General features: G+C 37.1%; 26 protein-coding genes and 4 pseudogenes. 6 read left to right on the top strand and 24 right to left on the bottom strand.

Annotation, left to right across the window (positions count from 1 at the left end):
- Positions 1-25 precede the first annotated feature (25 nt).
- From QM408_RS04315 to QM408_RS04300, 4 genes are all read right to left on the bottom strand, one after another.
- Positions 26-949 (bottom strand): aspartate carbamoyltransferase catalytic subunit, encoded by a 924-nt coding sequence (locus tag QM408_RS04315; protein ID WP_020902787.1) that lies wholly within the window; start codon positions 947-949, stop codon positions 26-28.
- A gap of 18 nt (positions 950-967) precedes the next feature.
- Entirely contained in the window at positions 968-1,489 is a 522-nt protein-coding gene (gene pyrR / locus QM408_RS04310) for a bifunctional pyr operon transcriptional regulator/uracil phosphoribosyltransferase PyrR (protein WP_261084118.1), read from the bottom strand.
- A 221-nt stretch (positions 1,490-1,710) separates the two neighbouring features.
- Positions 1,711-2,340: an endonuclease III gene (gene nth, locus QM408_RS04305; RefSeq protein ID WP_414373737.1), complete on the bottom strand. Its 630-nt coding sequence runs from the start codon at positions 2,338-2,340 to the stop codon at positions 1,711-1,713.
- Positions 2,340-2,882 carry a YceD family protein gene (locus QM408_RS04300; protein WP_000773212.1) on the bottom strand — a complete coding sequence of 181 codons (543 nt, stop codon included), beginning with the start codon at positions 2,880-2,882 and terminating at the stop codon, positions 2,340-2,342. The genes nth and QM408_RS04300 overlap by 1 nt, the downstream gene beginning before the upstream one ends.
- Before the next feature lie 168 nt (positions 2,883-3,050).
- On the opposite strand from QM408_RS04300, the pseudogene QM408_RS04295 reads away from it, so the two are divergent.
- Both QM408_RS04295 and QM408_RS04290 read left to right on the top strand, forming a co-directional pair.
- Positions 3,051-3,380, top strand: a pseudogene (locus tag QM408_RS04295) (helicase BlpT).
- A gap of 374 nt (positions 3,381-3,754) precedes the next feature.
- Complete coding sequence (locus QM408_RS04290; RefSeq protein ID WP_414373735.1) at positions 3,755-5,281, top strand: ATP-binding cassette domain-containing protein; 1,527 nt, start codon at positions 3,755-3,757, stop codon at positions 5,279-5,281.
- 45 nt (positions 5,282-5,326) lie between these two features.
- Here QM408_RS04290 and htpX read toward each other — a convergent pair whose 3' ends face one another.
- Complete coding sequence (htpX, locus tag QM408_RS04285; RefSeq protein WP_020902782.1) at positions 5,327-6,226, bottom strand: zinc metalloprotease HtpX; 900 nt, start codon at positions 6,224-6,226, stop codon at positions 5,327-5,329.
- A 1-nt stretch (position 6,227) separates the two neighbouring features.
- Positions 6,228-6,788, bottom strand: coding sequence for a LemA family protein (locus QM408_RS04280; protein ID WP_000219833.1), 561 nt, complete (start codon positions 6,786-6,788; stop codon positions 6,228-6,230).
- A 93-nt stretch (positions 6,789-6,881) separates the two neighbouring features.
- On the opposite strand from QM408_RS04280, the gene rsmG reads away from it, so the two are divergent.
- Positions 6,882-7,595, top strand: coding sequence for a 16S rRNA (guanine(527)-N(7))-methyltransferase RsmG (gene rsmG / locus QM408_RS04275; RefSeq protein WP_000801943.1), 714 nt, complete (start codon positions 6,882-6,884; stop codon positions 7,593-7,595).
- 203 nt (positions 7,596-7,798) lie between these two features.
- Entirely contained in the window at positions 7,799-9,082 is a 1,284-nt protein-coding gene (locus QM408_RS04270; RefSeq protein ID WP_004241778.1) for a uracil-xanthine permease family protein, read from the top strand.
- Between the two features lie 95 nt (positions 9,083-9,177).
- On the opposite strand, the gene ffh is transcribed toward QM408_RS04270, so the two are convergent.
- From ffh to QM408_RS04255, 3 genes are all read right to left on the bottom strand, one after another.
- On the bottom strand, positions 9,178-10,749 hold the full coding sequence (ffh, locus tag QM408_RS04265) for a signal recognition particle protein (protein ID WP_247939885.1): 1,572 nt from the start codon (positions 10,747-10,749) through the stop codon (positions 9,178-9,180).
- Between the two features lie 11 nt (positions 10,750-10,760).
- On the bottom strand, positions 10,761-11,093 hold the full coding sequence (locus tag QM408_RS04260; RefSeq protein WP_000402071.1) for a putative DNA-binding protein: 333 nt from the start codon (positions 11,091-11,093) through the stop codon (positions 10,761-10,763).
- Between the two features lie 90 nt (positions 11,094-11,183).
- Complete coding sequence (locus tag QM408_RS04255; RefSeq protein ID WP_078706193.1) at positions 11,184-11,561, bottom strand: YwiB family protein; 378 nt, start codon at positions 11,559-11,561, stop codon at positions 11,184-11,186.
- Positions 11,562-11,632: 71 nt separating this feature from the next.
- Here QM408_RS04255 and QM408_RS04250 point away from each other — a divergent pair, with 71 nt between their 5' ends.
- Together QM408_RS04250 and yidA are read left to right on the top strand one after the other, a co-directional pair.
- A complete protein-coding gene (locus tag QM408_RS04250) occupies positions 11,633-12,937 on the top strand; it encodes an HD domain-containing protein (RefSeq protein WP_045611846.1) in 1,305 nt (434 codons plus the stop codon).
- Between the two features lie 12 nt (positions 12,938-12,949).
- Positions 12,950-13,756, top strand: a complete 807-nt coding sequence (gene yidA, locus QM408_RS04245; protein WP_023946927.1) for a sugar-phosphatase — start codon at positions 12,950-12,952, stop codon at positions 13,754-13,756.
- 117 nt (positions 13,757-13,873) lie between these two features.
- Here yidA and QM408_RS04240 read toward each other — a convergent pair whose 3' ends face one another.
- The 15 genes and pseudogenes from QM408_RS04240 to QM408_RS04170 all read right to left on the bottom strand — a co-directional run bounded on the left by QM408_RS04240 (position 13,874) and on the right by QM408_RS04170 (position 25,185).
- On the bottom strand, positions 13,874-14,770 hold the full coding sequence (locus QM408_RS04240; RefSeq protein ID WP_125415994.1) for a TPM domain-containing protein: 897 nt from the start codon (positions 14,768-14,770) through the stop codon (positions 13,874-13,876).
- Positions 14,771-15,155: 385 nt separating this feature from the next.
- Positions 15,156-15,236, bottom strand: a pseudogene (locus tag QM408_RS04235) (DUF4299 family protein); the annotation flags it as partial.
- A gap of 26 nt (positions 15,237-15,262) precedes the next feature.
- Positions 15,263-15,694, bottom strand: coding sequence for a hypothetical protein (locus QM408_RS04230; RefSeq protein ID WP_078352042.1), 432 nt, complete (start codon positions 15,692-15,694; stop codon positions 15,263-15,265).
- Between the two features lie 786 nt (positions 15,695-16,480).
- Positions 16,481-17,137 (bottom strand): annotated as a pseudogene (locus tag QM408_RS04225) (DUF6572 domain-containing protein); the annotation flags it as partial.
- A gap of 12 nt (positions 17,138-17,149) precedes the next feature.
- Positions 17,150-17,656: a hypothetical protein gene (locus QM408_RS04220; protein ID WP_414373728.1), complete on the bottom strand. Its 507-nt coding sequence runs from the start codon at positions 17,654-17,656 to the stop codon at positions 17,150-17,152.
- A 227-nt stretch (positions 17,657-17,883) separates the two neighbouring features.
- Complete coding sequence (locus QM408_RS04215) at positions 17,884-18,033, bottom strand: hypothetical protein (RefSeq protein ID WP_414373726.1); 150 nt, start codon at positions 18,031-18,033, stop codon at positions 17,884-17,886.
- 16 nt (positions 18,034-18,049) lie between these two features.
- A complete protein-coding gene (locus tag QM408_RS04210; RefSeq protein WP_414373724.1) occupies positions 18,050-18,928 on the bottom strand; it encodes a hypothetical protein in 879 nt (292 codons plus the stop codon).
- Positions 18,909-19,817 (bottom strand): hypothetical protein, encoded by a 909-nt coding sequence (locus QM408_RS04205; protein ID WP_414373722.1) that lies wholly within the window; start codon positions 19,815-19,817, stop codon positions 18,909-18,911. Before QM408_RS04205 ends, QM408_RS04210 begins: the two co-directional genes overlap by 20 nt.
- Positions 19,818-19,832: 15 nt before the next feature.
- A complete protein-coding gene (locus QM408_RS04200; RefSeq protein WP_414373720.1) occupies positions 19,833-20,714 on the bottom strand; it encodes a hypothetical protein in 882 nt (293 codons plus the stop codon).
- A gap of 16 nt (positions 20,715-20,730) precedes the next feature.
- Positions 20,731-21,612 (bottom strand): annotated as a pseudogene (locus tag QM408_RS04195) (hypothetical protein).
- Between the two features lie 703 nt (positions 21,613-22,315).
- Complete coding sequence (locus QM408_RS04190) at positions 22,316-22,567, bottom strand: hypothetical protein (protein WP_414373718.1); 252 nt, start codon at positions 22,565-22,567, stop codon at positions 22,316-22,318.
- Positions 22,568-22,600: 33 nt separating this feature from the next.
- A complete protein-coding gene (locus QM408_RS04185; RefSeq protein ID WP_084928445.1) occupies positions 22,601-23,284 on the bottom strand; it encodes a DUF443 family protein in 684 nt (227 codons plus the stop codon).
- A gap of 73 nt (positions 23,285-23,357) precedes the next feature.
- Positions 23,358-24,020 (bottom strand): DUF443 domain-containing protein, encoded by a 663-nt coding sequence (locus tag QM408_RS04180; protein WP_084928444.1) that lies wholly within the window; start codon positions 24,018-24,020, stop codon positions 23,358-23,360.
- The gene (locus QM408_RS04175; protein WP_084928443.1) at positions 24,020-24,634 is read right to left on the bottom strand and encodes a hypothetical protein; all 615 of its coding nucleotides are present in this window, start codon (positions 24,632-24,634) and stop codon (positions 24,020-24,022) included. Before QM408_RS04175 ends, QM408_RS04180 begins: the two co-directional genes overlap by 1 nt.
- A 65-nt stretch (positions 24,635-24,699) precedes the next feature.
- Positions 24,700-25,185, bottom strand: a complete 486-nt coding sequence (locus QM408_RS04170) for a hypothetical protein (protein ID WP_084928442.1) — start codon at positions 25,183-25,185, stop codon at positions 24,700-24,702.
- Positions 25,186-25,213 lie beyond the last annotated feature (28 nt).

Below are 25,213 nucleotides of genomic sequence, written 5' to 3'. Positions count from 1 at the left end.
CTGGCGTCTTTTAACGTCTTGTGTTTTAGTTGGCGTTTCTACTCGCCAGTACGGATTCTAAGATTGCCATTCGAACAAAGACACCATTGGTCATTTGTTGGACAATCCGTGATTTTGGTGCTTCAACCAAGTGGTCTGCGATTTCTACATCACGGTTGACTGGAGCTGGGTGCATGAGGATTGCTGTTTCTTTCAAGCGATCATAACGTTCTTGAGTCAAGCCATGTTGGGCATGGTAGTCTTCTTTGGAAAAGACAGCTCCACTATCATGGCGTTCATGTTGCACACGGAGAAACATCATGACATCCACCTGATCAATGATTTCATCAATCATTACAAACTGTCCATAGTCTGCAAACTCTTGACTTCTCCATTCCTCAGGTCCAGCAAAGTAAAGTTCAGCTCCCAAGCGTTTCAAAATCTGCATATTGGATTTTGCAACGCGTGAGTGGTCCAAGTCACCTGCAATCGCAACCTTAAGACCCTCAAAGTGGCCAAATTCCTCATAAATAGTCATCAAATCAAGCAAGCTCTGGCTAGGGTGTTGTCCCGAACCATCTCCACCATTGATGATGGAAGTCGTAATCGTGGGACTTGCAATTAACTCTCTGTAGTAGTCAACCTCAGGGTGGCGAATCACACAGACATCCACTCCTAAAGCAGACAGAGTCAAAATGGTATCATAAAGTGTCTCACCCTTATTGACTGAACTAGTCTTCACATCAAAGTCAAGTCGCTCCAATCCCAGTTTAATCTCTGCCACTTCAAAGGACTTATGCGTTCGTGTAGAATCCTCAAAGAAAAGATTGGAAACAATCGGATGGTCCTCATAGGGAAGCTGGGCTCCATTTTTAAACTCAATTCCTCGCTTGATCAATTTCATCACTTGATCGACAGTGAGGTCTTCCATGGACACCACATGGTTCAATGCTTGTTGATTTTCTGACATGGCTACTCCTTTAGCTTTCTAAGCTTCTTCAGTAATCAGAACTCTGTCTTGGCCATCAAGTTCTGCCATCTCTACGATGATTTCTTCAGAACGACTAGTTGGGATATTTTTTCCAACGTAATCTGGACGGATTGGCAATTCTCTATGTCCACGATCGACTAGAACAGCTAAACTCACGCGCGCAGGACGACCATGACCTACAATATTATCAATAGCAGCACGGATGGTTCGACCTGTATAGAGCACATCATCCACCAAGATAACTTCGCGGTCTGTCACAACGACAGAAACCAAAGAAGTATCTTCTCCACTTTTAACATCATCACGGAAAGGTTTAGTATCCAATTCCACAACAGGAACTGAAAGATTTTCTAGTTGCTCCAAACGTTCTTGGATTCGGTGGGCGATAAATACACCACGCGTTTTAATACCAGCCAAGACGATTTTATTCAAATCTTTGTTGCGCTCGATAATCTCATAAGTAATACGCGTAATCGCTCGTTTGACAGTCAATTCGTCTACAACTTCTTTTGCCTTCATGACAAACCTCCAAAAAGAAAAGTCTCCTTAAACAAGGAGACTTGAAATGTATAGCCAAGCGAGCCCTACTGCAAACAGTATAGACTTCACCCTACTACTTAATCGTTCTCCTTGCCTGCCTCACGGGACAGGTTTAAAGGAATATTTAGTTATCAAATACTATAGCACAAAGCATGCTTAAAATCAAGCAAAAACTTTTGAAACCCCATCTTATAAATTGCTTATAAATTGCTAAAGTCATATAACTGTGGGTACTGGTCACACTCTGGATTTTTAGGATGACAAATAGCTCTTCCAAAATAAATCATGGCCTGATGGGCAGCTAACCAATGCTCCGGTGGCAAGATATCCATGACCCGCTTTTCCACCTCAAGCGGTGTCGCTGATTTTTTGACAATATCGTGGTGTTTGCAAATACGCTCTACATGAGTATCCACTGCAAAGGCTGGAATCCCAAAACCAACACTCATGACAACATTGGCTGTCTTGCGACCAACACCTGCCAAACTCTCCAATTCCTCACGTGTTTGAGGAACTTGACCGTCAAAATCGTCTAGTAACTGTTGGGCACATTTTTTAAGGAATTTAGCCTTATTCCGATACAATCCCAGGCGAGAAATGTGTGAAGCAATTTCACTCTCTGTCGCTACAGACATGGCTTGTGGCGTTGGAAAGGCAGCAAAGAGACCTGGTGTAGCCTTATTTACCGCTGCATCCGTTGTCTGAGCTGACAACATGACCGCAACTAGTAGTTCAAAATGATTGGTAAAATCAAGACTGGGCTTGGCATCTGGAAACAGAGCAATTATTTCTTCCAGCACTTTTCGTGCTCGTTTTTTTGACAAGACCATTATTCGTCTCCGTCAAATAGTCCTTGTAAGCCAGCAAAAGGACTGTTTTCTTCTTTCTTAACTGCCTGTTGGGCTTGGTATTCTTCTTCTGTCATGATTTGCCAGTCATTTCCTGAAACAAATCCTTGACCAGCCTCTTCTTCAGCCGTCAAGACCTTGATAGGAATGTTGAGAAGGATATTATCTGACACGCTCTCAGCAAGATCAAGTTCTCCATTTTCGATAGGCAAGACCAAATCATCATCTAGAACTTCTTGATCTAGCTGGTTAGTTGCGCCTTCCATGAAAACTTCCGTTACTGGATAAGATTCAACTAACTCAACTGGCTCCATACTGCGACTTGAAGCAAGAACAATGGTATAAGATAGTTGATAATCTAAGAAATACATACGGTCTTCATACTGTACTTTCCCAACAGCAAGGATATCTTTTACATCTAAAATTTCTTGATTACGTGCACGCAGGTCTGCGGCTAGATCTAACGTTTGTTCAAAATGCAAGCCTTCAGACTGCTTACGAATTTCTTGAATATTTAATTTCATACTTCCTCCATAAAGATTTACTCTCTTGATTATACCATGAAAAGGCTACAAATCAGCACATCAAACTTTGTAATTAAAATTCGATGTTTTAACATATTTACTATTATATTTTTGTTTGTTAATGCTATACTATAGGCAATAATACATCAGAGCAAGGAGGATGCTCACATGGAAGACAAAGAACTCATTACCAATGCAACCCAACTCCTATCCGAGTTAAATAAAAGTCTCCAAAGCTGCAAACAGGGTAGGGCAGATGATATTCGATTACAAGAGCTGCTAAATACTACTCTGTAAGAGCTCACAAAAGCGGAAAAGTTGAACAACAGTATCTTAATTGACCTTGAGAAATTTTACCAACGTACCAGTCTTCTAATAGGTCTTGGTACCCTAAAACTAAACGATCAAGCACGCATTGCTTGGCGAAACTACGACAAATTCCATTACGATCATGTCAAACACGTCCTGACTCTCTATGGACCTGTTTTCGGATTTTAGAGATTAGAATTGTCAGTTTTCTATTGACAAAATTTCCTTAAAGGTATAGGATAAAGATACTAATACTCGGAGGTAAGGGAGACATGAACAACTAAGTCTATCAAATAAAGAACCTTTATTTAGTAGATCTTGTTTTTGTCTCTTTTTGTGTGCTCTTTTATGCTCTTCTTCTGGCATTTTATACTCAATGAAAATCAAAGTGAAAACTAGGAAGCTAGCCGTAAGCTGTACTTGAGTACGGTAAGGCGACGCTGACGTGGTTTGAAGAGATTTTCGAAGAGTATTAATAGAGTTTTTTGACATAAACTGTGGCTCTACTAGGTAAAGTAGAGCTTTTTGTTATGCACTATTGATATTCTAGAAAGGGCAATCATATGATAAAAATCAATCACCTGACCATCACACAAAACAAAGATTTACGAGACCTTGTAGCCGACTTAAGCATGACCATCCAAGATGGGGAAAAGGTAGCTATTATTGGCGAAGAAGGAAATGGCAAATCAACCTTACTTAAAATTTTAATTGGGGAAGTTTTGTCTGATTTCACTATCAAGGGAGACATCCAGTCTGACTATCAGTCACTGGCCTGTATTCCTCAAAAAGTCCCTGAGGACTTGAAAAAGAGAAGTCTACACGACTACTTCTTTTTGGATTTTGCTGATTTAGACTACAGTATCCTCTATCGTTTGGCTGAGGAGTTACACTTTGATAGCAACCGTTTCGCTAGCGTTCAAGAGATTGGAAGCCTTTCGGGGGGCGAAGCTTTGAAAATTCAGCTCATCCATGAGTTAGCCAAACCCTTTGAGATTCTATTTTTAGATGAACCTTCAAATGACCTAGACCTTGAGACGGTTGATTGGCTAAAAAGTCAGATTCGAAAGATTCGGCAAACCGTTATTTTCATTTCCCATGATGAAGACTTTCTTTCTGAAACGGCTGATACTATTGTCCACTTGCGACTGGTCAAGCACCGTAAAGAAGCGGAAACGCTAGTAGAGCATTTAGACTATGATAGCTATAGCGACCAGAGAAAGGCTAATTTTATAAAACAAAGCCAACAAGCTGCTAACGACCAACGAGCCTACGATAAAACCATGGAAAAACATCGGCGAGTCAAGCAAAATGTAGAAACTGCGCTTCGAGCTACCAAAGACAGTACTGCTGGGCGCCTATTAGCTAAAAAGATGAAAAATGTTCTCTCTCAAGAAAAACGCATTGAAAAGACAGCTAAGTCCATGACCCAAAAACCACTTGAAGAAGAACACATTCAACTTTTCTTCTCAGATATACAGCCATTACCTGCTTCTAAAGTCTTAATCCAGCTGGAAAAAGAAAATTTATCCATTGACGACCGAGTTTTGGCTCGAGAACTACAACTAACTGTCCGTGGCCAAGAAAAAATCGGTATCATCGGCCAAAATGGTGTTGGTAAATCAACTCTGTTAGCCAAGTTACAGCAACTTCTTAATGATAAAAGAGAAATTTCGCTTGGTTATATGCCACAAGATTACCATAAGAAACTGCAATTAGATTTATCTCCAGTAGCCTATCTCAGCAAAGCTGGGGAAAAAGAGGAACTACAGAAAATCCAATCCTACTTAGCCAGCCTCAATTTCAGTTACCCAGAAATGCAGCATCAAATCCGCTCCTTATCTGGCGGACAACAGGGAAAACTCCTGCTTTTGGATTTAGTCTTACGCAAACCAAACTTTCTCCTACTGGATGAACCCACACGAAACTTTTCTCCAACTTCTCAACCCCAAATCAGAAAACTCTTTGCAACCTATCCAAGCGGTCTCATTACTGTTTCGCATGACCGTCGTTTCTTAAAAGAAGTCTGTTCGACCATCTATCGATTGACAGAACATGGTTTGGAAGTAGTTAATTTAGAAGATTTATAAATTTGCAACATAGCAAAAATCCAGAGACGACCTCTGGATTCTTTTTTACATATGTTTTAAACGTTCAATCCGTTCTGAGATAGGTGGGTGGGTATAAAAGAGTTTTTGGAACCCTCCCCCTTTCTTTGGATCATTGATATAAAGTGCACTGCTGGCATCATCGACAGGACGACTCATCGGTTTACTGTTGTCTAACTTGCGTAGAGCATTAATCATCCCTTGAGGATTGCGCGTCAACTCGACACTGGAAGCATCCGCTAGGAATTCCCTCTGACGAGAAATAGCTAGTTGCACCAAGGTTGCAGCGAGAGGTGCCAGCACAATAGCTAGTAGAGAAACCACGAGCATAATGATTTCAAGACCATTTCCATCTCTATCATCGTCACTTCGTCTGCGACCTGCTCCACCCCACCACATCATACGACCTGCCATACTAGAAAGCATGGTGATAGCACTAGCAAGGGCGACAGCAATAGTCGAAATACGGATATCGTAATTACGAATATGACTGACTTCATGTCCCATAACAGCTTCTAGTTCTTCACGATTCATGATAGCTAGGAGACCTGACGTCGCAGCAACCGCCGCATTTTGAGGGTTAGAACCTGTCGCAAAGGCATTTAAGGCTGGATCATCAATGATGAAAACACGTGGCATAGGAATCTGAGCCACCATAGCCATATCTTCTACTACATGGTAGAGGTCTGGTGCCGTTTGTTCATCCACCTCACGCGCTCCATTCATGGACATGACAATCTCTGTTGATTGAAAAATCATAGACATGGCATAGATAAATCCGATAATCAGTGCAATAACCAAACCGCCAAGCCCAGATCGCATGAAGAGGTAACCAACTGCATAGCCAACCAGAGCTAAGAGTAGGAAAAATACCAGCAACAAAATCCAGGTTCTTCGTTTATTGCTTGCAATTTGATCAAACAACATCTTAGTCACCTAAACCGCTAAAATCAACTTTAGGAACTGCCTTTTCCTCTTCTGGTGTTTGAAGGAAATCTGCTGCTTTAAATCCAAACATTCCAGCGATAATATTGCTTGGGAAAGTTTCTAATTTTACATTGTAGTTGCTGACAACACTGTTGTAGAGTTGACGAGAGTAAGAAATTTTATTTTCTGTGTTTGTCAACTCCTCTTGCAATTTAACAAAGTTTGCACTAGCTTTCAAATCTGGATAGCTTTCTGCAACTGCAAAAATACCTGAAACCTGACGAGTAAGGGCATCACTAGCTTTCATAGCTTCTGCTGGTGAAGTCGCTGCCGCCACTTGGTTACGTAGTTCTGCCACCTTTTCAAGGGTAGAACCTTCATATTTTGCATAACCTTTTACAGTTTCAATCAAGTTTGGCAAGAGGTCATTTCGACGTTTCAACTGAACATCAATCTGGCTCCAAGCCTCCTTGGTTTGCATACGATTCTTAACCAAACCGTTATAGCTAACAATCACAAAAATAACAATAAGAGCTAAAACTCCAAGAATAATCCAAGTCATTATATAAGTCCTTTCTGCTTTTAGATTAGTACCAGTATATCAAATTTTTAATGATTGTGGTAAAATAAGATGATACTAAAGAAGGAAAAAACTATGAAACCAGAAACATTTTACAACTTGCTTGCCGAGCAAAATCTTTCACTTTCGGACCAGCAAAAAAAACAATTTGAACGCTATTTTGAACTCTTGGTCGAGTGGAATGAGAAGATTAATTTGACGGCTATTACAGATAAGGAAGAAGTCTATCTGAAACACTTTTACGATTCGATTGCACCCATTCTGCAAGGCTTAATTTCAAATGAAACTATCAAACTTCTTGATATTGGAGCCGGGGCAGGATTTCCTAGTCTACCTATGAAAATCCTCTATCCTCAGCTAAATGTAACTATCATTGATTCTCTCAACAAGCGCATCAACTTCCTCAAACTTTTGGCTCAGGAACTGGATTTAGACGATGTTCATTTCTACCATGGACGTGCCGAAGATTTTGCCCAAGACAAAAACTTCCGTGCTCAGTATGATTTTGTAACGGCTCGTGCGGTTGCCCGTATGCAAGTCCTATCTGAATTAACTATTCCCTACCTTAAAGTTGGCGGAAAACTATTGGCACTCAAGGCTAGCAATGCTCCTGAGGAATTATTAGAAGCTAAGAATGCCCTCAACCTCCTTTTTAGTAAAGTAGAAGACAATCTCAGCTACGCCCTACCAAATGGAGATCCACGTTACATCACAGTGGTAGAAAAGAAAAAAGAAACACCAAATAAATATCCAAGAAAGGCTGGCATGCCCAACAAACGCCCGCTTTAAATTTTTTAGTAAAAAATGTTTACAAAGTTCGGAATTTCTGCTATACTATCACAAGCAAAGGTTTTTAATGTCATCCCGTGAGGTGACGAAGACGCAGAAATACTTGAAACTCTTTAAAGTCTAGATTTTAGAGAAGTCTTACTCTGAGGGCCTATTGCTGTAAAATAATGGGCTCTTTTTTGATGCCCAAAAGTGAGGTTTATATGAAACAAGAATCAACTGTTGATTTGTTACTAGACGTTGACCAACGTCCTTCGGCTGGAAAAGGAATTCTCCTTAGTTTCCAACACGTTTTCGCCATGTTCGGTGCGACCATCTTGGTACCCTTGATTTTGGGAATGCCTGTATCTGTTGCCCTTTTTGCTTCAGGTGTCGGGACACTCATCTATATGATTTCAACTGGATTTAAAGTTCCAGTTTATCTAGGTTCTTCTTTTGCCTTTATCACAGCAATGTCACTGGCTATGAAAGAAATGGGTGGTGATGTATCTGCTGCTCAAACAGGAGTTATCTTGACTGGTTTGGTCTATGTCCTTGTGGCTGCAGGTGTTCGTTTTGCAGGTACAAAATGGATTGATAAACTCTTGCCACCAATCATCATCGGACCTATGATTATCGTTATCGGTCTGGGACTTGCAGGTTCAGCTGTTACCAATGCTGGTCTTGTAGCTGACGGGAATTGGAAAAATGCTCTTGTAGCAGTTGTTACTTTCTTGATTGCTGCCTTTATCAATACAAAAGGAAAAGGCTTCCTACGAATCATTCCATTCCTCTTTGCCATTATCGGTGGTTACCTCTTCGCACTAACACTTGGCTTGGTTGACTTTACACCAGTTCTTAAAGCCAACTGGTTCGAGATTCCTGGTTTCTACTTGCCATTTAATACAGGCGGTGCCTTTAAAGAATACAATCTTTACTTCGGTCCAGAAACCATCGCTATCTTGCCAATCGCTATCGTAACAATTTCTGAACATATCGGAGACCATACTGTTTTGGGTCAAATCTGTGGCCGTCAATTCTTGAAAGAACCAGGTCTTCACCGTACTCTTCTTGGTGACGGTATCGCAACTTCAGTTTCTGCCTTCCTTGGTGGACCAGCCAATACAACTTATGGAGAAAATACAGGGGTTATCGGTATGACTCGTATCGCTTCTGTCTCAGTTATCCGTAACGCTGCCTTCATCGCGATTGCCCTTAGCTTCCTTGGTAAATTCACTGCCTTGATTTCAACCATTCCAAATGCTGTACTTGGTGGTATGTCAATCCTTCTCTACGGAGTTATCGCAAGTAATGGTTTGAAAGTCTTGATCAAAGAACGTGTAGACTTCAGTCAAATGCGTAACCTAATCATCGCAAGTGCTATGTTGGTACTTGGACTTGGAGGAGCTATCCTTAAACTTGGTCCAGTTACCCTTTCAGGTACTGCCCTATCAGCCATGACAGGAATCATCTTGAACTTGATCTTACCATACGAAAATAAAGATTAAGAGTCTAAACACATCAAAAAACGAGCATTTCCAATTACGGAAGTGCTCATTTTTCTTCTTTCTAAAAAAGGAAAGCCCTGTGGCCTTCCCTTGTCTTACTTGCGTTTTTTCTTCGCTTTCTTCATTTTGTTAGCCATGCGTTTCATGGACTGTTTCATAGCAAATTCACCGATTTTACCTTTGAGTCCGCCACCAAACAGCTGGCTCATATCTGGCATTCCTGCTCCTCCGAGAGCTGACAGGTCAGGCATACCGCCTTGTCCCATCATTCCTTCAAGGGCAGACATATCCATTCCTCCCATATTTGGCATATTTTTAGGAAGGTTGTTTGGATTGATTCCCATTTGCTTCATCATTTTGTTCATATCTCCAGACATGACACCTTGCATGAGCTGTTTAGCCTGGTTAAAGTCCTTGATAAATTTATTGACTTCGACAAAGGTATTTCCAGAACCAGCTGCGATACGACGGCGACGGCTCGGATTTAACAAATCTGGATTTTCACGTTCTTCAGGTGTCATTGAAGACACAATGGCACGTTTGCGAGCAATCTGGCGTTCATCCACCTTCATGTTTTGAAGTGCTGGATTATTGGCCATACCTGGAATCATCTTGAGCAAGTCTTCCATCGGCCCCATGTTTTGCACCTGATCCAACTGATCAATGAAATCATTGAAATCAAAGGTGTTTTCACGCATCTTCTCAGCCATTTCAAGGGCTTTTTGCTCATCGTATTCCTGAGAAGCTTTCTCAATCAAAGTGAGCATATCTCCCATGCCAAGGATACGGCTTGACATACGGTCTGGGTGGAAGGTCTCAATGTCCGTAATCTTTTCACCTGTACCAGTGAACTTGATTGGTTTGCCAGTAATGTGTCGAACAGATAGGGCAGCACCACCACGAGTATCGCCATCAATCTTGGTAAGAATAACACCAGTCACTTCCAACTGAGCATTGAACTCACGCGCAACATTGGCCGCTTCCTGACCAATCATGGCATCAACGACAAGCAGAATTTCGTTTGGTTGAGCCAATGCTTTCACGTCACGAAGCTCATTCATCAAAAGCTCATCAATCTGCAAACGCCCTGCTGTATCAATCAAAACATAGTCGTTGTGATTGGCTTGGGCTTGTTCCAAACCTTGACGAACAATCTCAACAGCTGGTACCTCTGTACCAAGAGCGAAAACCGGCACATCAATCTGTTGCCCCAGTGTCTTCAGCTGGTCAATAGCCGCAGGACGGTAAATATCCGCCGCAATCATCAAAGGACGGGCATTTTCTTCTTTTTTGAGTTTGTTGGCCAATTTACCTGCAAAAGTTGTTTTACCAGCCCCCTGCAAACCAACCATCATGATGATTGTAGGAATCTTAGGTGACTTGATAATCTCAGCCGTATCAGAACCTAAAACAGTTGTCAGTTCCTCATCAACGATTTTAATAATTTGTTGCGCAGGATTTAGGGTATCAATGACCTCATGCCCGACTGCACGCTCACGAACTTTCTTGATAAAGTCCTTTACAACAGGCAAGGCAACGTCGGCCTCAAGCAAGGCCAAGCGAATTTCTTTGGTTGCCTCTTGGACATCAGCTTCAGAGATTTTTCCTTTTTTACGTAGATTTTTAAAGACGTTCTGCAAACGTTCTGTTAAACTTTCAAATGCCATTTTTCTTCCTCTTATTCTCTATTATCAATGCTTGTTAAAATTTCTATCTGCTCCTGCAGAAAGTTATCCTTGGGATAACGCTCCAAAATCTGATCAAAAATTTGACTGCGAACAATGTAGTCCGAGTACATGTGCAATTTCATCTCATAATCTTCCAGAATCTTTTCTGTCCGCTTGATATTATCATAGACAGCCTGACGACTGACACCAAACTCCTCGGCAATCTCAGCAAGGCTGTAATCATCAGCGTAGTAGAGCTCGATATAATTCATTTGCTTATCTGTCAAAAGCGCCGCATAAAATTCAAAGAGCGCATTCATACGATTGGTTTTTTCGATTTCCATAACTTTTATTATACCAAAAAATAGCCTAATCTACCACATTAGCAGGCTAATCCGAGAAGATAGCCAGGTAAATTTGAAAAAAACAAGAGACTAGCCCCAAGTAATTTCCAATTGATAGCGGGCAAAGGGATGTCCCTCTTGATTTTGTAGTTGATAATCTAGTTCAATCTTTTGCCCATCAACTTGATAATGGCTCGTTTGGATGATAAACTCCTGCATGCCCATAGGTGTCGGAATATAGGCTAAACTATCGCTATCCTTTAGAAAGCGCATAATGGTCTTGGGATTTGAAAAACGGCTCATCACCAGTTCTTGACCATGAAATTTAATAACCACTTTTTCCTTTTCTTCATTATAGAAAAGCAGGTAGCTATAATCTCCTTTTTCATGCACTTCCACATCATAAAGCTGGTCAATCACTTCCAACTGCTCATCAAACTGAATCCTATTTCGCATCCGAATCTTCACATCAAGTCCTCTTTCTTCTCTCTTGTCCTACTATTTTACCAAAAAGAGCAGGATTTTGCTATAATGGTCATATGAACGAAAAAGTATTCCGTGACCCAGTTCACAACTACATCCATGTCAATAATCAAATCATCTATGACTTGATTAATACAAAAGAATTTCAGCGTTTGCGCCGGATCAAGCAACTGGGAACTTCCAGTTATACCTTCCACGGTGGGGAGCACAGCCGCTTCTCTCACTGTCTAGGTGTCTATGAAATTGCACGACGTATCACGGAGATTTTTGAAGAAAAATATCCTGAAGAATGGAATCCTGCCGAGTCTCTCCTCACCATGACCGCTGCTCTCCTACACGACCTTGGACATGGTGCCTACTCCCATACTTTTGAACATCTCTTTGACACAGATCACGAAGCCATTACTCAGGAAATCATCCAAAGCTCTGAGACAGAGATTCACCAAGTCCTGCTACAAGTGGCGCCAGATTTCCCAGAAAAGGTAGCCAGTATCATCGACCATACCTATCCTAACAAGCAGGTCGTACAACTCATTTCTAGTCAGATTGATGCAGACCGCATGGACTATCTCTTGCGCGACTCCTATTTTACAGGAGCTTCCTATGGGGAATTTGACCTGACTCGGATCCTCCGAGTCATTCGTCCTGTCGAAAATGGTATCGCCTTTCAGCGCAATGGCATGCATGCCATCGAAGACTACGTCCTCAGCCGTTACCAGATGTATATGCAGGTTTATTTCCACCCAGCAACACGTGCCATGGAAGTTCTCCTTCAGAATCTTCTCAAACGGGCTAAGGAACTTTATCCAGAAGACAAGGACTTCTTTGCCCGAACTTCTCCACATCTCCTGCCATTCTTTGAAAAAAATGTGACCTTGTCTGATTATCTGGCTCTGGATGATGGTGTGATGAATACCTACTTCCAACTCTGGATGACCAGTCCTGACAAGATTTTAGCAGACTTATCACAGCGCTTTGTCAACCGCAAGGTCTTTAAATCCATTACCTTTTCACAAGAGGATCAATTCCAACTCGCCAGCATGAGAAAATTGGTCGAGGACATTGGCTTTGATCCCGACTACTATACTGCCATTCATAAGAACTTTGACCTCCCTTATGATATCTATCGTCCCGAATCTGAAAATCCACGAACACAGATTGAGATTTTACAAAAAAATGGAGAACTGGCCGAACTCTCTAGCCTGTCTCCTATCGTCCAATCTCTTGCTGGCAGTCGCCACGGAGATAATCGTTTCTATTTTCCAAAAGAAATGTTGGATCAAAACAGCATCTTCGCAAGCATCACCCAGCAATTTTTACACTTGATTGAGAACGATCATTTTACACCAAATAAAAACTAGAAGAGGAAATTTATGAGTATTAAACTAATCGCCGTCGATATCGACGGAACCCTAGTCAATAGCCAAAAGGAAATCACTCCTGAAGTCTTTTCTGCCATCCAAGATGCCAAAGAAGCTGGTGTCAAAGTCGTGATTGCAACTGGCCGCCCTATTGCAGGTGTTGCCAAACTTCTCGACGACTTGCAGTTGAGAGACGAGGGTGACTATGTTGTGACTTTCAATGGTGCCCTTGTCCAAGAAACCGCTACAGGACATGAGATTATCAGCGAATCCTTGACTTATGAGGATTATCTAGATATGGAATTCCTCAGTCGTAAGCTTGGTGTTCACATGCACGCCATTACCAAGGATGGAATCTACACTGCAAATCGCAATATCGGAAAATATACAGTGCACGAATCAACCCTCGTCAGCATGCCCATCTTCTACCGCACACCTGAAGAAATGGCTAACAAGGAAATCGTCAAATGTATGTTCATCGATGAGCCTGAGATTCTCGATGCTGCGATTGAAAAGATACCAGCCGAATTTTATGAGCGCTACTCCATCAACAAATCTGCTCCTTTCTACCTCGAACTCCTTAAAAAGAATGTGGACAAAGGTTCAGCCATCACTCACTTAGCTGAAAAACTCGGATTGACCAAAGATGAAACCATGGCTATCGGTGACGAAGAAAATGACCGTGCCATGCTGGAAGTCGTTGGCAACCCAGTTGTCATGGAAAACGGAAATCCAGAAATCAAAAAAATCGCCAAATACATAACTAAATCTAACGATGAATCCGGCGTTGCCCATGCCATCCGTACATGGGTACTGTAAAAGGGTATGAATAGACGAAAACCGCTCAGCTGAGCGGTTTTTTCCAAATCAAGAATTTTCTATACCATCATTTTTTTAAATGATCAAGGCAGGTAACTCACTATGAAATAAGCTAAATTACCAATCACTTGATGATCCACCAGCATCAAAACCACCACCTGACCAATCACTTGATGATCCACCAGCATCAAAACCACCACCTGACCAATCATCACTCGACCAAGGCGATGAGGAATCACTACTACTCTCATTATGATACTCATCTGAATTTTTAATATGGTAAGCTGTTAATGCTTTTTGTGACCAAGAACCATCATTTATAAAATCTTTATCATCAGGGTATAATTTATCCTTACCATAATAGAATTTATTAGATCTCCGTTTCCTACCCGAAACCCTACCTTCTGTAAGAAAAAGTACCACAAAAGAAATCATAAAAATTACACCGAAATGATCAAGAATTTCTACTACTAGTTCCCATATAGCTTTAGGGACTTCATAAAAATAATTTCTCTCTACTACAGGTGCATCAGCTAAGTCATAATCTTGATTGGATATGTTTTGGATTATATCAATCACAGCTCCATCATAGTCTTTGGCTCGCATCTTATCACGAGAGGCATCTAAGATTTCCCTAGCTTTTGTATCAGTCAATATAGTAGCTAGGTTATTAGAAGTCTCAATACGAAACTTTCTATCTTTTATAGCAATCAATAATAATGCACCCTTATTTGAATCCGAATAGCCAATTTTCCAAGATCTGGCAATCGTATTGGCTGACTTTTCTAAAGATTCACCATTTAAACTCTCAACAATATAAATACCAATTTGAGTATCCGATTTACCATTTAATTCTATTAGTTTATCTGAAACAACCTCTGATAAATAATGGTTTGGATCATAAATACCATTAGAAGGCCTATCTGGTATCACTAGATCTGCGTGAGTTGGTCCAATGAAAAATAACAGGATTGTAAAAAAAGACATTAAGATTAAAACTATTTTTTTCATCATAAAAGTCGGACCTTCTTTCTTTTAAAAATTTGCAATTTCAATAAGAATGAGAATAAATGATATTCTTTTTAAAATAGAATACTTCGATAAAGTCATCTTTCTATCAATCTATTGTATATGGTAGTTTCATTATAAGTTATTTATCTCACTTAATCAACGTAAAATATAGGAAAATTTGTTCTAAGTTTTTATTAAAACTATTATCTCTTAGTAATGAATACTAGCTTCGAACCTGACCATTAAATCAAGCTTTCTCCATCGTTTTCATACTGGAATGAAGATAGATGCAATTGGCACTATGGCAAGTAATAACTGTGCTAGAAGGTTATTAAGACCACGGGTAAAGAGATTAATTCCATACATTAAGAACCATAAGAACAAACTAACATTCAAAAAGTTCTGCTTGAAGCACCTCACCAATCCTTAGCGATTGGTTGCTTTTTATTGTAAAACTAACTGATTTCATAATAAACTGCTTTCTTACTATCTTAACTATATAGGGAGATTTTTTCTAGTTCGAATTAGAGAAAACTTTTCTGCCTCGATTGGTAAAGAACAGTAATACAAATGTCCATACCTACTTTCAACTAAATTCTCCTCCTTCCATAGTCCATTTCTATTTAAAAATTCTATATCGTCGGAAACAATCGTTACCCATGAATTTGGTTTATCTAAATTATCATCACTTCGTTGAAAAATATCCCATTTTTGTTCATTAAACCAAATATAATCTATAATTTTATATTTTTTTTCAACCTGTTTCTCTGTCAAATATTTTCTATATTGTTTCAACTCTGAATCAAATAATTTATAACCATTATTCTCTGATAAAGGATCATAGGAAATCAAATAATATCCTGTACTATCACAATCAAAGTATTGATGTTCAATTCCATCAACCACTATGTATAATTTATCCATCATCCCTCCACGTAATACATTTTACCATAGTTACAACTACAAACTATCAGGGCTTACGTCACTCATTTCCTGACTCCGTCTGTTCTATATTTTGTTCATTCTCCCGTTTCTCATTGAAATCTTTAAATGTTTTATCAATGACCCTCTTAACTCCATTCCAGAAATATGGTAAGGGTAATTTTGACTCTCCTTACTTGAAGTTTGACTTTGTGTACTTTCTTCAGTTGAAGAGGTCTCGTTCAAATCTGATGTTGTCGTAGTAGATGTAGGTTCAGAATTTGAACTTTTCTTTGACTTAGGAATGTAGTTACTATCAATTTTAGGTATATTTTTAATTTCCTCAATAGTAGGAATTTTAGGATTTTCTTTAACAGGTCTATACAACATCGAAAATGTGAAGAATAAGGCTAACACCGATGCGATAAACGGAAATATCTTTTTATCTGATTCATCTGAGGGAACCTTAACTACACTGGTACTAAGTGCCTTCCATTCAGGGTGTACTTCTTCGATGGCTTTTTTCTCTTGCCAAAGCGGAACGAGAAAGAATTGGTTGAAAGGTACAACTGTAGCCATAGCTGTCGCTCCTAATGGAATAAACCTATTGGAATTTACAATAAGCACGATACTTAGTATAGATAATAATACGAATAGAACTATTACTAATACTAGTCGCATTTTATATTCTTTTTTAATCTGGAGATATCTTTCTTTGGATAGCTTTTCTTGATCTTGATTGGGATGATTTGAGTCTTCCGATATGTTTTCCTTATCTGAAAAAATGTCATCATCAGGTAATTCTACTTTCAAACTCATATCCGAATTCTGCAATACCTTCTGAACCGCTGCAAGAAAGGCTAGTCCATTATCAGATGGAGAATATTGGAAGGTAATATGGATGACTTTTTTGTCAAACTTATCACCGTATCGTTCTACATACTGCTTACTTTCGAGGAAGTGAATATAATTATTAATTTTTTCTTGCAGAATTTCAAGATGGACTGCTTCTATCTCTTCCTCCCAGCCAACTGGATCCACCAGAAGAAGCTCTAAATGACTATCAACTATACCAATTGCATTAAGTTCGCTAGGTTCCAGTTCTGAAACAATGGCCTGGGTGACAATTTGTCTAAATTCCTCTGCTGTGAAAAGACAACGGCTATTTTCAGGATTTTTCAAAATAAAGGAAGGATGATCTTCGATGAAGAGCTTATCGGATTCATCTTGTGTATACTGTTTTTTAGATTTCCAAAAACCATAATCTGCATAATTCATCAACTCTTTACCAGTATGTTCTCCAGACATATAACTATCTGCAGCTTCTTTAGGGATTTCTTGAACTACTTCTGGCATGGTAATATTAAAAGTTGGATAACGCAAGAAATACTTATCACCATCTTGACAGATTTCCAACATATCTTTTTGACTAGTATAAATCGACTTCATTTTTAATATCTATTAGCTCCTTGTGTTTTTTAAATATTTCATTCCATACCATTCTTCCACTGATTTTCCTTCCCATTCGCGGTATTCTTCGGGATATTTCCATTTATAGTAAGCTTGAAGAAAATAAGGAAACATGAGGTAAATTTCAAAAGCAACAACTAAAATATTAAGAATCAGTATTGAAGACAAAATACCGAGTCCTCCAATCAAATTATTACTATTCTCCATCGAACTTGAGAAAAAAACACGAATGACTAGCCAAATTGCTACAACCAAACCACCATACTTGCCAATTATGCTAAACATCTTGCCGAAGAATCTATCACTAAAACTTTTCTTTAGAGTTGTCCCATATAACAACATTCCTAATGACTCACACCTAGAAAGAATCATTGAAATAATTATTAATAATATCAATCCTACAAAAGTGAATATTCCCCAAAATCCAGCTACTGCATAAATTAAGTTTAGAGAAAAAAGATTGAGTTCAACAACTAGCCAGATAATAAAGGTAACCATAAAATGGAATTGGCCCCTATAAATCAAAATAAACTGCTGATTGTATCGCTTCCCTAGTATAATCAATAAAATCCATATTGCAAGTGCTATCCAAAATACCCAGTACGGAAGAAAATTAATGTCGGGTAAAGGGACTGTTAAATCTCTAGAATCAGAATGGTAAAATAAATAATCATTTAAAGCTACAATCAACCAATTGGGACCAATTATAAATAGGAAAGTCAGAATTACCAGCCAAACATATGATTTTTTGTTCCTCTAAATTGCTCTTTTTTTAAAGCATCTTGGTAATTGTCCCGAGCAAATTTCCCTGAGACGCCATCATCTAATAAATTTAAACTCTCCTCAAAACTTGCTTTAAAAATTGATTTCTTCATACTTTTCACCCAAAAACTATTCTAATATCTCCTTGTGTTTTTTTAAATATTTTTTTCCATACCACTCTTCTACAGTTTTCCCTTCCCACTCGCGGTATTCTTCAGGGTATTTCCACTTGTAATAGCCTTCTAAAAAGAAAGGAAACTCCATGAATACAATCATGGCGATTAAAGCAATATTTAACAGAACCCAACATATAAAGAGACCAAAACCAGTTATGGAAGATGAAAAATTAATAGAAAAGCCTTTTAATATATAATTAATAATCACGGCTAAGCCCAATACACCTGATCCATAAATAGCAAGGCCTTTAGCAATTTTATCGAGTAAGGTAGGTGACTTAACTTCTCCATACATTCGTTTTTTCAAACTTCTAAGCTCCGTTCTTAACATTACATAAGCCAAGAATGCTAGAAGTCCAAAAAATACCAAGATCCCCCATGTTGTTAATATAGGTAACGTAATTGTTATGGCCAGCAAATTAAATTCAAACATAAACCATATCATAACGGTTACAATATGAAAGCGATAACGATAAGGAAGAATAAACGTCCGTTTAAAGAATTTACCCATTGATACCAATAACAACCAAATTAACAAGCAAATTAAATAAAGCTCGACTGTTAGCAAAGGATACTGAGAAATCGGTAATCTTAAATCTTTAGGATCAGAATCATGTAAGGACATCGCCAAAACGAATAGCATGAAATTTACACCTATCGGAAAAAACAGACTAAGAATAAAAGTTTTAATACCAAACCAAAAAGAAGGTTTCCCTTTCTTAAAGGTTTTTCCAAGTTTATTATAGTATTCTTGTTTCTGATACTGTAAAAACCCATCATCTAATAAATTTAAACTCTCTTCAAAACTTGCTTTAAAAATTGATTTCTTCATACTTTTCACCCAAATCCTGTTTTAATAACTCTTTGTGTTTTTTTAAATATTTCTTCCCATACCATTCTTCTACAGTTTTCCCTTCCCACTCACGATATTCTTCAGGATATTTCCATTTATAGTAGGCTTGAAGGAAATAAGGTAAACCTATGAAAGCAACTACAGCAACCAGAACAACATTACAAAAAATCCATAATAGCAAGAAACCAAATGCCTTTATTGAACTTGACATATCTACTGTAAAGATTCCTAAAATACGCTTTATGATAATACCTGCTCCCAAAATCCCCATACCATAGAGAGAGAGCATTTTTGCAATCTTATTACGGAAAGTATTTCCCGAAACCTCACCATACATGAGTCGTCTTAATCCTCTTAACTCAATATTCCATATCGCATAAGTGACAATCATAATGATTCCATAGATGCCAAGCATTTCCCAAGTTGCCAGATTTGCTAATAGAACATCAAACACGATTAAATCAATTTCCAATAAGAACCAAATCATAAATATAAAAGCATGAAACTGATAGCGATATGGTAAAAGATAGACTCGTTTAATAAACTTTCCGAGTATGACTAAGAATAGCCAAATTAGAAGTAATATCAAAAAAACATTTACCGTTAATGACTCGTGCTTGGCTATTGGAAGAGTTAAAGTGTCACTTTCATGGAACGCCATAGATACAATAAGCAATAGAAAGTTAAAACCAATAGGAAAAATAAGGGCTAAAATAAAACTTTTGATACAGAACCAAAGAGAGGCTCTCCCTTTTTTAAAATAGTTAGCCGTCTTATCATGTTGCTCTTGCTGTAACTTTCGAAGTCCATCATCTTCTAGATTCAAACTCTCTTCAAAACTTGCTTTAAAAATTGATTTCTTTTTCATTTTTTTAACCAAATCCTATTTTAATAACTCCTTGTGTTTTTTTAAATATTTTTTTCCATACCATTCCTCTACAGTCCTACCTTCCCACTGACGATATTCTTCTGGGTATTTCCATTTGTAAAATGCTTGTAAATAACTAGGAAATTCGATGTAAATTAGCATAGCAATCACAGCAATATTTAGGATAATCCATGTTATCAAAAGACCTAATCCTTCCAATAAAGTTGAAAATTTTATGGAAAAACTTTTTATAATAAAGTTTATAATTACTCCAATTCCCAAAAAACTCATTCCATAAATCGCTATCTTATTGGCAATTTTGTTGCGAAGAGAAGAGCCACTTCCATTACCATACATCAGTTTTTTAAGACTTTCAATTTCAAGGCTAAACATAAAATAGGCTAATATAGTAATAAAAACAAAAATAGCAGCAACCATCCAAATAGATAAAGTTGGTAATGACATATCAATCGCTAACAGATTAAATTCAAGACTAAGCCAAATTAGAAATGTGATGACATGAAAATGATTACGATAAGGCAGTATAAAAGCTTTTCTAAAAACTTTACCAATCAATATGATAAATACCCAAATTAAGAAACAGACTAGATATACCTCAGCTGTTAGTAATGGATGTTGATAGATAGGCAATCTTAAATCTTTAGGATCAGAGTTGTGCAAGGATAGCGAGAAAACAAGAATCATAAAGTTTATAATGACAGGACCGATAAGAGTGAAAACAATATTCTGAATATGAAGAACTAGTTTAGACTTTCCTTCCCTATAATATGTTTCTAATTTAGAGAAAACATTTCCTTTCTGATACTGTAAAAAACCATCATCTTCTAGATTAAGACTTTCTTCAAAACTTGCGCTAAAAATAGATCTTTTCTTCATGATTTTCACCCAAATCCTATTTTAATAACTCCTTGTGTTTTTTTAAATATTTCATTCCATACCACTCTTCTAAAGATTTTCCCTCCCACTCGCGGTATTCTTCGGGATATTTCCATTTATAGTAAGCATAAAGGAAATAAGGAAACTCCATAAAAATAAGCATTGTAATTAAACCAATGTTTAACAAAATCCAACATATGAAGAGACCTAAAAGAGTTACGGAATGTGAAAAATTAATAGAGAATGCTTTGAAAATATAATTAACAATCACAGCTAATCCCAATAGACCTGCTCCATAAATAGCAAGGTCTTTAGCAATTTTATCGAGTAAGGTAGGTGACTTAACTTCTCCATACATTAGATTTTTCAAATCTTTAAGTTCTATCCTTAACATCTAATAAATTAAGGCTAAAAGAATACAACCAATAGCAAAAAGCCCTAAAATTGTTAGAAATGGTAATGCTAAACCAATAGCAGAGAGGTCGAACTCTATAACAAACCAAATAAAAAACGTTATGGCATGAAAATGAGTCCTATATGGAAGAATAAAAAATGGTTTGAAAAATTTACCAATTAGAACTAAGAGAAGCCATATAAATAACCCGATTACATAAACATGAGCCGTTAAAAAATTATGATTAGAAATTGGAAAGACTAAATCTTTTGGGTCACTAGTATAAAGCATTGTTGAAAAAGCCAATAATAAGAAATTGAAGCCAATCGGGAAAATAAGTGTCAATATACCGTATAAAACAGCGTTTTTAAAATAGTCAAATACATTCCTTGGAGGTTTGGACATTTTTTTATCTTGTTCCTTCAATTGATACTGTAAAAACCCATCATCTAATAAATTTAAACTTTCTTCAAAACTTGCTTTAAATAAGGATTTTCTTTTCATATTCTATCACCTAAATTTAATTATTTTTACATTCTTTTGAGGACTATCTCATATTCCCGTTCTTTTCCAGGTGCAAATGCAAGGGGTTATGGTTGTTAGAAAAATGAACTTTTTTTACTTTTTTTGATTCTTCTTTACCATAGGCAAAAAGATCTAGTTGGTACGTGCATTTCTTATCAAACTCTCCATTACCTTCTTCCGCTTGTGCAAATTATTGGCTAAATACAAATAGAGAATAAACAAAAGCATCGAGTGGAAAAATAATGGCAAAAAACTAGGATATGACAGATAGACTAGTACAAATACTAGCAGACTGATAAGACTACAACGTATAAAGAATAATATGATAGCCGCATTTTTCTTCGATACTTCTAAGAACTCTAAGTACTCCAAATCTGTAAATAGAGCCGGATACAAATCCAAATCTTTCTTAAAATAGACATCTAGCAATTTTCCGATAAATAAGGAAAGACAAGAGAATAAAATCAAATAAAGAAACTTGTGAGCAGGTATACTAAAGATTGTCAATCCATTCAGAAATCTTATAAATGGAAGAACGAGCAACACCAGTGAAAATATAATGTACTGTTGACTCTTAGAAGTTTTTTCTGGAATTGAAAAATACAATTTCTTTGTCTTTAAGTCACAATAGACTAATTTGTTCTTAAATTCTACTAGATGAACTAGTCCTTTATAATGTTTTCTATTTTCTGTTCAGTTCTTTCTCCAACTGTTTTAAGACAACTAAAATATCGCTTTTATAATCCATGGTCTCATCTACAAATCTTCTTGCTAGACTAAAAAAGCTGACTTCATCCGTCGTTTCTCCTCGTCCTATACATTCAGTCAGCTTGTAAATATCCTGAATGATCCCAGGATATCGTTTCTGGCTCGGATATTCCAAGTTAATCAACTCTTGTAATTGCTTAATATATTGCGTGTATTGGTTCTTCATAATTGAATTCCTTATTAACTTTAATCACTTCGTTTAATTTTTACTATGATTTGACCTAACTTCAACTATCTCATATTCCCGTTCTTCTCCAGGTGCAAATGCAATGTTGACAGTCCCTAGAAATATGAACATTATTAACATCATTAAACAAAGCATGCTAATGTTCTTCAAATATATGAATGCCAGAGCAAATATAAGAGCTAAAGCAAAAACACACAATCTTAAAGCAAGCATTTTGACATAAAAAATCAATGAATTTACTGGTTTTATCTTAAAATAAATAGATTGCTCCAACGATCTATTGAGTAATTTTTCCAAGCTGTTTTTCTTTTTAGAATATAAAAGTTGAAGCAAACTAAAAGATAATAATAGACCAATAACTACTAAAACCAAGCTAGTTACTATCGAAAAATTCACATAAAAGTTGGCAAATAAATCGATATGGTTCATATGAGCCCAGGCATTCACAAAAACTGCCAATCCTGCAGCTAATGACGTTGGAAGGATAAATTTGCTTTCCTTAGCGTTTTTTTCTTCGATTTTAACAAGTTCTTCATCTGAGATAGCATAAACTTTCTGATAAAAATACCAGTTTAGAGGCAAACAGAAATATCCGAAAAAATGTTTAGGAGATCTATCTAATAGATACTGTCTCCCCTGATAATGAAATAATAGGTATCGAAGATTCCCTTTATAATATAATTTTATTTTTTGCATTCTAATCCTTACTAATTTAAGAAAACATGAGTTTTTCCCAAGCTTCGAGGAGTATCTCGATATCGGCGATATCTTATTTTAGTATTTTATCATTTATTTTATATAAGTGATGACTTTCAGTTCCAAATGCAACATTAGAAGCCGATAAATATAAAAAGATGATTGCATTAGCCATTAAACCAAAAAGTAAGTTACCTGAGTAAAAATAATACAAGGACATAAAAAATGCTAGTCCACCAATAACTACTAAAAAGCCTAGCAATTGTTTAAAGTCAATTTTTACTGGTGTGATTTTATAGTATTGTAAATGCCTAAGTTCGCGCCCTAGCACGGAGGCCATCCTTCTTTTCCGAGAATAGTAAAATAATTCAACCAGAACATATGTTAAAAGAAAAGTCATTAAAAAAAGTGCCACTGTCGTAAAACTTGAAAGATTCGTTTCAAAATACTTAGTGATATCAATCTTGTTCACGCGTAACAAATTATATAAAAAGACACTCAGTCCAGCACCGAGAGAAGCTGAAACAGTGAGTTTTGTAGCACGTCCAGTTTTTTCTTTTATTTTACAATACTCATCCGATGTAATGGGATACACATGTTGAAAGAAAAGCCAATTTATAGGTGGAAAAAGATATCCTATCAAATGACATGGTCTTCTATCAAGTAGATAGTATTGATGATTGAATTCAAATACTAAATACCGAAAATTTCCATAAGTAAAGCAAATTTTTTCCATCATTTCTCCTTAATCACAAACAGATCACTTCTACTTAGCCCCTCTGAACTATACCCTAGCAAAGTAGCCTCATATTGATCTCCTAGTCCATTAGCATCATTCAGTTGAATCAACCACTCCTTCATGGTTTTTAATTTTACAATTGATACATAGAAGGTTTGAAATATTCTGTTTGGTGGAGAAAAGAGATTGTATTCATTGTCACTTGCATCTATGTAATAAATTTTGTTTAACTCTGAAGAAAAATTTATTTTTCCTTTAGTCCTAGAGTCAACCGAATAAAAGTTATCAAGTTGTTCTCTAGTTAAGTATTCTTTCAGAATTTCGATATCCTCTATATCATTTATTAAAGTCATCAAGGGGAATTCAAAATCTGTAACACCTCTTTTAACAAAGATAGCAAAATAGAGTTGAGCTAACTCCTTGTTACGAATTTTACAATATTCTAAAATAACCCCTCTTTCATTTAGTGAAATAACAAATTCGTCTTCTCTTTTTTCTAGAATATAAATAATATCCACATTATCATATGCCTGCAACTTGTTATTTATTGAAACAATTTCGACATTTCTGATAAACCTTTTCAAACTTACAATATATTCATTATCAAACATTATCATTTCCTCGAAACAGATTCCATTTTTTTCTTCTATTAGATTGAAACCACAGTATCACAACATTACTTTTCAATAGAATTTAAAAAGTTATCAATGGCTTGGCATTCTAAACTTTTTACTTTAACTCCCTGATCTTTAAAGATTCCTAAAGGTGTTTCGACTATTTTTAAGACTTCAATGTCTTTTCGGCTAATCTCTTTTGCCCATTCTAATTTGTTTATCTGCTTGAATCCCAACTCATCCTTTATTTGATTTTGATTGGCGCTTGGTTTTATTTCAAACCAATCTTTCTCAATATTCCTTCGAATCATCCCACTACTAACATAAAAAGAATGCCCCTTATATTGAATCTCATAATGAATCTTGTATAGATAGTCTAGCTCTTCCATTTTGACTTTTTTTGAAAAGAAATCATCAATTTCTTCTCCCCAAGAATCTACATAATTATTAAATCCCTCATCCTTTGTATCACTAGTCAGAACAATCCAATCATTATTACTAAGACCTTTTGAAACATGATATTTTTTACCCCGATAAATTGCAATCATTATTCACCCCTATTTTGTTACTTTCCAA

It is taken from the genome of Streptococcus mitis (assembly GCF_047464965.1).
GTDB classification, from domain to species: domain Bacteria; phylum Bacillota; class Bacilli; order Lactobacillales; family Streptococcaceae; genus Streptococcus; species Streptococcus mitis_DU.
This window is presented reverse-complemented; position numbering and strand designations above follow the sequence as displayed.